This is a genomic window from Pseudomonas sp. URMO17WK12:I11 (assembly GCF_007677725.1).
In the GTDB taxonomy this organism is placed as follows: Bacteria; Pseudomonadota; Gammaproteobacteria; order Pseudomonadales; family Pseudomonadaceae; genus Aquipseudomonas.
The window spans coordinates 1-437 of sequence record NZ_VEDF01000041.1 but is presented as its reverse complement, the minus strand read 5'-3'; the positions used below and the strand labels follow the sequence as shown (position 1 = coordinate 437).

Here is a 437-nt window from a genome sequence, read left to right as displayed (position 1 = left end):
AACCTGCGGCTGGATCACCTCCTTAATCGACGACATCAGCCTGCTGATGAGCTCCCACACGAATTGCTTGATTCATTGTAAAAGACGATGCTGTAACGCAACCCTGTTATAGGTCTGTAGCTCAGTTGGTTAGAGCGCACCCCTGATAAGGGTGAGGTCGGCAGTTCAAATCTGCCCAGACCTACCATTACATGGTTCAGCCGTAGAATACGGGGCCATAGCTCAGCTGGGAGAGCGCCTGCCTTGCACGCAGGAGGTCAGCGGTTCGATCCCGCTTGGCTCCACCACTTCACACAGCACCTTGATCAAACTCAGAAATGAGCATTCGCTTCGAATGTTGATTTCTGACTTTTGTCAGATCGTTCTTTAAAAATTCGGATATGTGATAGAAATAGACTGAAGACCAGTTTCACTGCTGGAATTCAGGCTAAGGTAAA

At 48.7% G+C, this 437-nt stretch carries 2 tRNA genes; both read left to right on the top strand.

Annotated features, from left to right (window positions below):
- The first annotated feature begins 110 nt into the window (after nt 1-110).
- Nucleotides 111-187 (top strand) — tRNA-Ile (locus FS665_RS23165).
- Nucleotides 188-211: 24 nt separating this feature from the next.
- Nucleotides 212-287 (top strand) — tRNA-Ala (locus tag FS665_RS23160).
- The last annotated feature ends 150 nt before the right edge of the window (nt 288-437 follow it).